Annotated in this window: 10 protein-coding genes; 6 read left to right on the top strand and 4 right to left on the bottom strand. The window is 73.7% G+C overall.

What is annotated here, in order from left to right:
• Positions 1–104: 104 nt before the first annotated feature.
• The 4 genes from RKE29_RS26185 to RKE29_RS26200 all read right to left on the bottom strand — a co-directional run bounded on the left by RKE29_RS26185 (position 105) and on the right by RKE29_RS26200 (position 2,681).
• Positions 105–581: a MarR family transcriptional regulator gene (locus RKE29_RS26185; protein WP_312008120.1), complete on the bottom strand. Its 477-nt coding sequence runs from the start codon at positions 579–581 to the stop codon at positions 105–107.
• A gap of 98 nt (positions 582–679) precedes the next feature.
• The gene (locus RKE29_RS26190) at positions 680–1,396 is read right to left on the bottom strand and encodes an AIM24 family protein (protein WP_312008122.1); all 717 of its coding nucleotides are present in this window, start codon (positions 1,394–1,396) and stop codon (positions 680–682) included.
• Positions 1,393–2,043, bottom strand: coding sequence for an AIM24 family protein (locus tag RKE29_RS26195; RefSeq protein WP_312008123.1), 651 nt, complete (start codon positions 2,041–2,043; stop codon positions 1,393–1,395). The genes RKE29_RS26190 and RKE29_RS26195 overlap by 4 nt, the downstream gene beginning before the upstream one ends.
• On the bottom strand, positions 2,043–2,681 hold the full coding sequence (locus tag RKE29_RS26200) for an AIM24 family protein (RefSeq protein WP_312008124.1): 639 nt from the start codon (positions 2,679–2,681) through the stop codon (positions 2,043–2,045). Before RKE29_RS26200 ends, RKE29_RS26195 begins: the two co-directional genes overlap by 1 nt.
• Positions 2,682–2,855: 174 nt before the next feature.
• On the opposite strand from RKE29_RS26200, the gene RKE29_RS26205 reads away from it, so the two are divergent.
• The 6 genes from RKE29_RS26205 (at position 2,856) to RKE29_RS26230 (ending at position 7,409) form a co-directional block, all read left to right on the top strand.
• A complete protein-coding gene (locus RKE29_RS26205; protein WP_312008125.1) occupies positions 2,856–3,200 on the top strand; it encodes a DUF3817 domain-containing protein in 345 nt (114 codons plus the stop codon).
• Entirely contained in the window at positions 3,197–3,511 is a 315-nt protein-coding gene (locus RKE29_RS26210) for an MTH1187 family thiamine-binding protein (protein ID WP_312008126.1), read from the top strand. Before RKE29_RS26205 ends, RKE29_RS26210 begins: the two co-directional genes overlap by 4 nt.
• Positions 3,512–3,645: 134 nt before the next feature.
• Positions 3,646–4,155, top strand: a complete 510-nt coding sequence (locus RKE29_RS26215; RefSeq protein WP_312008128.1) for a MarR family transcriptional regulator — start codon at positions 3,646–3,648, stop codon at positions 4,153–4,155.
• 53 nt (positions 4,156–4,208) lie between these two features.
• A complete protein-coding gene (locus RKE29_RS26220) occupies positions 4,209–4,547 on the top strand; it encodes a DUF3817 domain-containing protein (protein ID WP_312008130.1) in 339 nt (112 codons plus the stop codon).
• Positions 4,544–5,635, top strand: coding sequence for an acyl-CoA dehydrogenase family protein (locus RKE29_RS26225; RefSeq protein ID WP_312008131.1), 1,092 nt, complete (start codon positions 4,544–4,546; stop codon positions 5,633–5,635). Before RKE29_RS26220 ends, RKE29_RS26225 begins: the two co-directional genes overlap by 4 nt.
• A gap of 73 nt (positions 5,636–5,708) precedes the next feature.
• Complete coding sequence (locus RKE29_RS26230; RefSeq protein WP_312008132.1) at positions 5,709–7,409, top strand: methylmalonyl-CoA mutase family protein; 1,701 nt, start codon at positions 5,709–5,711, stop codon at positions 7,407–7,409.
• Positions 7,410–7,521: the final 112 nt, after the last annotated feature.

Here is a 7,521-nt window from a genome sequence, read left to right on the forward strand (position 1 = left end):
CGCGGCGCCCCCCCCGGCGCGCGAACGGGCGGCGGACCGGCGGCCCGGCCGGGGCCCGTACGCGCGCCGCGGTACGCGGGCCCGTGCGCGCGCCGCGGTACGCCCTACACGCGGCCCCGCTGCGTGCGCAGGTGCCGGGCGACCGGCAGCAGGGACCCGTACAGGTCCTCCAACTCGGCCGAGGAGAGCAGGTCGATGAAGTGCTTGCGCACCGAGGCGACGTGATGGGGCGCCACCCTGCGCATGGTGTCCCAGCCGTTGTCGGTGAGCACCGCGAACAGGCCGCGGCGGTCGGACTCGCAGTTCTCCCGGCGGACCAGGCCGGCGGTCTCCATGCGGGTGATCTGGTGGGACAGGCGGCTCTTGGACTGGAGCGTCGCGGCGGCGAGGTCGCTCATGCGCATCCGGTGGCCCTCCGACTCCGAGAGGTTCACCAGGATCTCGTAGTCGTTCATCGTCAGACCGAACGCCTGAAGGTCCTTTTCGAGCTGGTAGGCCAGCAGACGGCTGACCTCCAGGTGCGTGCGCCAGGCGCGCTGTTCCTCGTCGGTGAGCCAGCGGGTGCCGTTCTGGGTCTCCATAGGGCCTATTCTACCTAAATAAGTTGAATGTGAAACCAGTTGTGGGGGTGGAGTCGGTGGAGGTCACGCGTTCGACGTTACACTCCGCAGGCCGCCGCTCACGAACCGGTGTTCCGGGCGTCTCCCGGACCCGCCCCGATGTCCCGCTCCGGCAGCACGTCCTCGGTCGACTGGAGCAGCACCGTCCCCGTGCCCGTGAAGTCGAACTGGTGCTCCTCGCCCGACACGCCGCCCAGGCCCGTCGCCGAGCGTACGGCGCCCAGGAACCCCCGCAGGTAGGCGTGGTCGTAATGGTGGCAGGGGGAGGGGCAGTCGGCCCAGCCGACCAGCGCGCGCGGGTCCACGCGGATCGGCGGCTCCATGAACACCACCGGCCCGTTGGACGCCGCGACGAACGTCCCCGTGCCCAGCAGGGTCAGGAACCCGGGCACGATCGACTGCTTCAGGGACAGCGACGGCTGATACGCCAGCAGGTTCCCGGAGCGGATGGTGAGGTTGCCGTCGTCCAGGTCGTAGGAGTTGACGTCGTAGGCCCGGTCGGCCAGCAGCATCGTGCCCTTGCCCTCGGCCACCACCCAGTCCGAGGCGTGCAGCGGCGAGTGGAAGCTGTGCGCGATGAGCTGGTCGAGGCGGCCGAGCCCGAAGCCGTGGAAGTCGATCTTCCCGTAGTACGCGATCATCTTCCCCTTCTGGAGGAACCACTGGCCGCTCACCTGCACGCTGAACGCGTACGGGTTGACGTTGCCCGCCGCGGGCAGGGTGTGCGCGTCGTACACGACCGGGCCGCTCCCGGGCCCGCCCACCGGGTGGTTCACAGCTTCTCCTCCGACGCCTGGACGTACACCGCGCCGCTGCCGGAGAGCTGGAGCTGGAAGCCCTCGCCCGAGCCGCGGCCCACCATCTCCCGCCAACCGATCGCGGTGGTCAGCCTGTTGCGCACCTCGCCCCGGTGCGCCACGTACGCCTGCGGGTCCACGTGCACCGGCCGGTCCGGGGTGATCGGCAGCTCCAGCACGCCGCCGTGCGCCAGCACCGCCACCGACCCCTTGCCCTGGAGCGTGGTGGTGAACAGGCCCTGGCCGGTGGCCTGCCCGCGCACCAGGCCCATCACCCCGCCCTGCGCGCCCAGGAACACCGTGCCCTGGCGCAGCGTCCCGTCGAAGGCCAGCAGCCGGTCCGCCTCCACGTACAGCGTCTCGCCCGCCAGGTCGACCACGTGCACGCCGTGCCCGCCGTGGCCGAAGAGCACCGTGCCGCTGCCCTCCACCGCCATCAGCGGCACCGACTCGCCCGCCACCCGGCGGCCGATCATGCCGCGCACCCCGCCCTGCCCGCCGGTGATGCTGGGGGTGAACGTGACGCTCCCGGTGTAGGCGAGCATCGCGCCGCGCTGGTTGAACAGCCGCTGCCCCGGCGCCACCTCGGCCCGCACCATGCGCGGGTTGACCAGGCTGAACGGCATCACAGGTCACCCCCCACCGTGGCCCGCTCGCTGGGCTGCACGTACACCAGGCCGTCCCCCTCGAACCGGATCTGGAACGCCTCGCCCGACCCCTCGCCGATGAACGTCCGGAAGGTCACGCCCGCCTGGAAGTGCTGGCGCAGGCCGCCGGTATGCGCCACGTACGCCCCCGGGTCCACCTGGAGCGGGGTCTGCGGCGTGACCCGCAGCACCACCGCCGTGCCGTCCGAGACGATCGCCGCCTGGCCGGTGCCCTCCACGGTCGTGGTGAACAGGCCGTTGCCCTGCGCGGCGCCGCGCAGGCCGGTGAAGGTCGTGCCGGTGCGCAGGGCGCCGTCCGTGCACAGCAGGTTGCTCGCCTCCACGTGCAGCTTCTCGCCGCGCAGCGGCACCAGGCTGATCTCGCTCGCCCGGTCGGCGAAATAGCAGGTGCCGTGCCCCTTCACCTCCATCACCGCCATCTGCTCGCCGGTCAGCCGCCGCGTCACCATCCCCCGCAGGCCCTCGCCTCCGCCGGTTCTGCGCCTGAAGGTCATCTCCCCGTCGTACGCGACCATCGAACCGTTCTTCGCCCTGACGGTGTCGCCGGTCAAGTCGACCGCGAGCACCTTGCTCCCCTGGAGCCGAAACTGAGCCACGCCTCCAGACGGTAACCCCGTACCGCCCCCCGCGGCGGCGGTGTGCCGCGGGGCTGCCACAATGGGAGAGCTTGTGCGGGGCTTCACAAGCTTCGCCCGGCGGGAACCCGCCGCGGTCGCGGCCCGGCGCCGGCGTCCCCGATATTCCCGACTCCCCGACGGAAGGCCCCCGACGTGGACATCAAGACCGCCACCGCGCTGCGCAGGCTCCGCCTGGTCTCCGCGCCCGAGGCCGTCTCCTTCCTGCTGCTGCTGTGCTGCTCGGTGCTCAAGCGCACCACCGACTTCGACGCGGTCATGGTGATGGGCCTGGTGCACGGCGTGCTGTTCATCCTGTACGCCGTCTTCTGGGCCGACGCCTGGAACCGCACCAAGTGGCCGCTGAAGCGCGCCGCGCTGTACCTGCTGCTGGCCGTCCTGCCCACCGGCGGCTTCTTCGCCGAGCGCGCGCTGCGGCGGGAGGTCGAGGCCGGCGTGATCGCCGCCCGGGCCCGCCGCGAGGGCGTGGTCAACGCATGATCGTCGCGTTCTCCGTGACTCCGCTGGGCGTCGGCGAGGACGTGGGGGAGTACGTGGCCGACGCGGTGCGGGTGGTCCGCGAGTCCGGGCTGCCCCACCGTACGGACGCCATGTTCACCTCCGTCGAAGGCGACTGGGACCAGGTGATGGACGTGGTCCGGCGGGCGGTGGCGGCGGTCGAGCGCCGCGCGCCGCGGGTGTCCCTGGTGCTGAAGGCCGACATCCGGCCCGGTGTCACCGACGGGCTGACGGCCAAGGTCGCCACCGTCGAGCGGTACCTGTCGCAGGGACCGGCCGAGCCGGCCGGATGACCGGGCGGGGTGCGGGCGGGTCCCGTGCGCGGCGGCGCGTGCGCCGGGGCGCGCGGCCGTGTGCGCCGCGGGTCGGCGCCCGGCGGAAGCGCGCCGGGGCTGACCACCATATGACCGGCCGGTAGGGTCATACCGTGCCCAAGCCGCTCAGCCTGTCGTTCGACCCCATCGCCCGTGCCGACGAACTGTGGCAGCGGCGCTGGGGCTCCGTGCCGTCCATGGCCGCCATCACCTCGGTGATGCGGGCCCAGCAGATCCTCCTCGGCCAGGTCGACGCGGTGGTCAAGCCGTACGGGCTGACCTTCGCCCGGTACGAGGCGCTGGTGCTGCTCACCTTCAGCAAGGCGGGCGAGCTGCCCATGTCCAAGATCGGCGAGCGGCTCATGGTGCACCCCACCTCGGTCACCAACACCGTCGACCGCCTGGTGCGCTCCGGCCTGGTCGCCAAGCGCCCGAACCCGAACGACGGCCGCGGCACGCTCGCCTCCATCACCGACAAGGGCCGCGAGGTGGTGGAGGCGGCGACCCGCGACCTGATGGCCATGGACTTCGGCCTCGGCGCGTACGACGACGAGGAGTGCGCGGAGATCTTCGCCATGCTGCGGCCGCTGCGGATCGCGGCGGGCGACTTCGAGGACGACTGACCGCCCGGTCCCCGCCGCCGGACCCGCGGCGCCGGGTGGTTACGCTCGTTGCCATGAAACGAAGCGTGCTGACCCGCTACCGGGTGATGGCCTACGTGACGGGCGTGCTGCTGGTCCTGCTGACGATCGGCGTGATCGCCAAGTACCTGCTGGACGTGGACGGCGCGGACGGCTTCGTCAGCGTCGTGGGCATCGCGCACGGCTGGCTGTACGTGGTCTACCTGGTCCTGGCCTTCGACCTGGGCTCCAAGGCCAAGTGGCCGTTCGGCAAGCTGGTGTGGGTGCTGCTCGCGGGCACCGTCCCGACCGCCGTCTTCTTCGTCGAGCGCCGCGTCACCCGCGAGGTGGAGCCGCTGGTCGCGGGCGCGGCGCCCGAGCCGGCCGGGGTGTGACCGCCCCGGCCGCCGCGCACCCGCTGGCGTCGGCCGCCCGGCGCCTGGCGGCCGACGTGCTCGCCCCCGCCGCCGAGACGGCCGAGCGGGACGGTGTCACGCCGGACGCCGTCGCCGCCCTGAAGGCGTCCGGGGTGCTGGGCGTGCTCGGCCCGGCCGGGTACGGCGGCGCCGGGGCGCCGGACGCGGTGGCCCGCGAGATCGGCGAGACGCTGGCCGCGGCCTGCTGCTCGACCTTCTTCGTGCAGGCCCAGCACCACACCCCCGTACGCGCCCTGGCCGCCGCGGACGCGCCGGTGCGCGAGCGGCTGCTGCGCCCGCTGTGCGACGGCACGCTGCTGGCCGGCGTCGCCTACTCCCACCTGCGGGCCTTCCCCCGGGTGCCGGTGCGCGCCGCGCCGCTGCCGGGCGGCGGCTGGCGCTTCGACGGCCGCGTGCCGTGGTACACCGGCTGGGGCCTGAACGACGTGATGCTGATCGCCGGGATCACCGAGGGCGGCGCGGGCGCGAGCGGCCCCGAGGTGGTGTTCGCCTTCGCCGGGGCCCGCCCGCGGCCGGGCCTGACGCCCACCGCCCCGCTCGCGCTGGCCGCCCTGACCGGCACCCGGACGGTCGCCCTGGAGCTGGCGGGCCTGACCGTCCCCGCCGACGCGGTGGTCCGGCACCTGCCGTACGCCCGCTGGGCCGAGCTGGACCGGCCGATGAACACCAACGCCAGCCCGGCCGTCTTCGGCGTCGCCCGGGCCGCCCTGGACCTGCTCGACGCGGCGTCCGACCCGCACGCGCGGGAGGCCGCCGCCGCACTGCGCCCCCGCCTGGACCAGGCCCGCCGGGAGGCGTACGCACTGGCCGACCGGGAGCCGGACCCGGAGTGCCTGGCCGCGCGGCTGGCGGTGAAGACCCGCGCGTACGAGCTGCTGCGCGCGGCCACCACGGCGGCGGTGGTCGCCGGCGGCGGGCACGCCCTGCTGCTCGGCGACCCGGCGCAGCGGCTCGCGCGTGAGGCGCTGTTCCTGCTCGTACAGGGCCAGACCCGCGAGGTGCGCACCGCGCACCTGCGCACCCTGGCCGCGCCGCCCGCGAGCTGACCAAGCCCGGCGGCCCGGCCCGCCCACCCGCTCCGCTCGACAATTACTAGGACGTCCAAGTAAATTTGGGTGTATGGACGCTGAAGGCATCGAGCGGGGCCGCCGCCGCTGGCAGGCCCGGTACGACGCGGCGCGCACGCGCGACGCCGACTTCACCACTCTCTCCGGCGACCCGGTCGACCCGGTCTACGGCCCGCCGCCCGGCGACGCCGTCACCGGCTTCGAGCGCATCGGCTGGCCCGGCGAGTACCCGTACACCCGCGGCCTGTACGCCACCGGCTACCGGGGCCGGACCTGGACCATCCGCCAGTTCGCCGGGTTCGGCAACGCCGAGCAGACCAACGAGCGCTACAAGATGATCCTGAAGGCGGGCGGCGGCGGCCTGTCGGTCGCCTTCGACATGCCGACCCTGATGGGCCGCGACTCCGACGACCCGCGCTCGCTCGGCGAGGTCGGCCACTGCGGCGTCGCCGTCGACTCCGCCGCCGACATGGACGTGCTCTTCCGGGACATCCCGCTGGGCGACGTGACCACGTCCATGACCATCAGCGGCCCGGCCGTGCCCGTCTTCTGCATGTACCTGGTCGCGGCCGAGCGACAGGGCGTCGACACCGCCCGCCTGAACGGCACGCTCCAGACCGACATCTTCAAGGAGTACATCGCCCAGAAGGAGTGGCTGTTCCCGCCCGAGCCGCACCTGCGGCTCATCGGCGACCTCATGGAGTACTGCGCGCGCCGCATCCCCGACTACAAGCCGCTGTCGGTCTCCGGCTACCACATCCGCGAGGCCGGCGCGACGGCCGCCCAGGAGCTGGCCTACACCCTCGCCGACGGCTTCGGCTACGTGGAGCTGGGCCTGTCCCGCGGCCTGGACGTGAACACCTTCGCGCCGGGCCTGTCGTTCTTCTTCGACGCGCACGTCGACTTCTTCGAGGAGATCGCCAAGTTCCGCGCGGCCCGCCGCATCTGGGCCCGCTGGATGCGGGAGGTGTACGGGGCCACCGCCGAGAAGGCCCAGTGGCTGCGCTTCCACACCCAGACCGCCGGCGTCTCGCTCACCGCCCAGCAGCCGTACAACAACGTCGTGCGCACCGCTGTGGAGGCCCTGGCCGCCGTGCTCGGCGGCACGAACTCGCTGCACACCAACGCGCTGGACGAGACCCTGGCGCTGCCCAGCGAGCAGGCCGCGGAGATCGCCCTGCGCACCCAGGCGGTGCTGATGGAGGAGACCGGCGTGGCCAACGTGGCCGACCCGCTGGGCGGCTCCTGGTACGTCGAGGCGCTGACCGACCGCATCGAGGCCGACGCCGAGAAGATCTTCGAGCGGATACGGGAGCTGGGCCGCCGCGCCGTGCCCGACGGGCGGCACCCGGTCGGCCCGCTGACCTCCGGCATCCTGCGCGGCATCGAGGAGGGCTGGTTCACCGGCGAGATCGCCGACTCCGCGTTCCGCTACCAGCGGGCGCTGGAGAAGGGCGACAAGAAGGTCGTCGGCGTCAACAGCCACCTCGGCTCGGTCACCGGCGACCTGGAGATCCTGCGGGTCGGCCACGAGGTCGAGCGCGAGCAGGTGCGGGCCGTGGCGGCCCGCAGGGCCGCGCGCGACGACGCCCGGGTGTCCGCGGCGCTGGCCGCCCTGTCGGCCGCGGCCCGCGACGGCACGAACATGATCGAGCCCATGCTGGCGGCGGTACGGGCCGAGGCGACGCTCGGGGAGATCTGCGGCGCGCTCCGGGAGGAGTGGGGCACCTACACCGAGCCCCCGGGCTTCTGACGCCCGGCCCGCCGGCCCGCCAGGCCCCGGCCCCTCTCGGCCCGCCTCGGCCCGGCAGGCCGGCCCGGCCCGCCGGCCGCGCCCTCCCGCGCGGGCCTCGCCCAGCCGCCGG

This window comes from Streptomyces sp. B1866 (assembly GCF_031932565.1).
Lineage (GTDB): Bacteria > Actinomycetota > Actinomycetes > Streptomycetales > Streptomycetaceae > Streptomyces.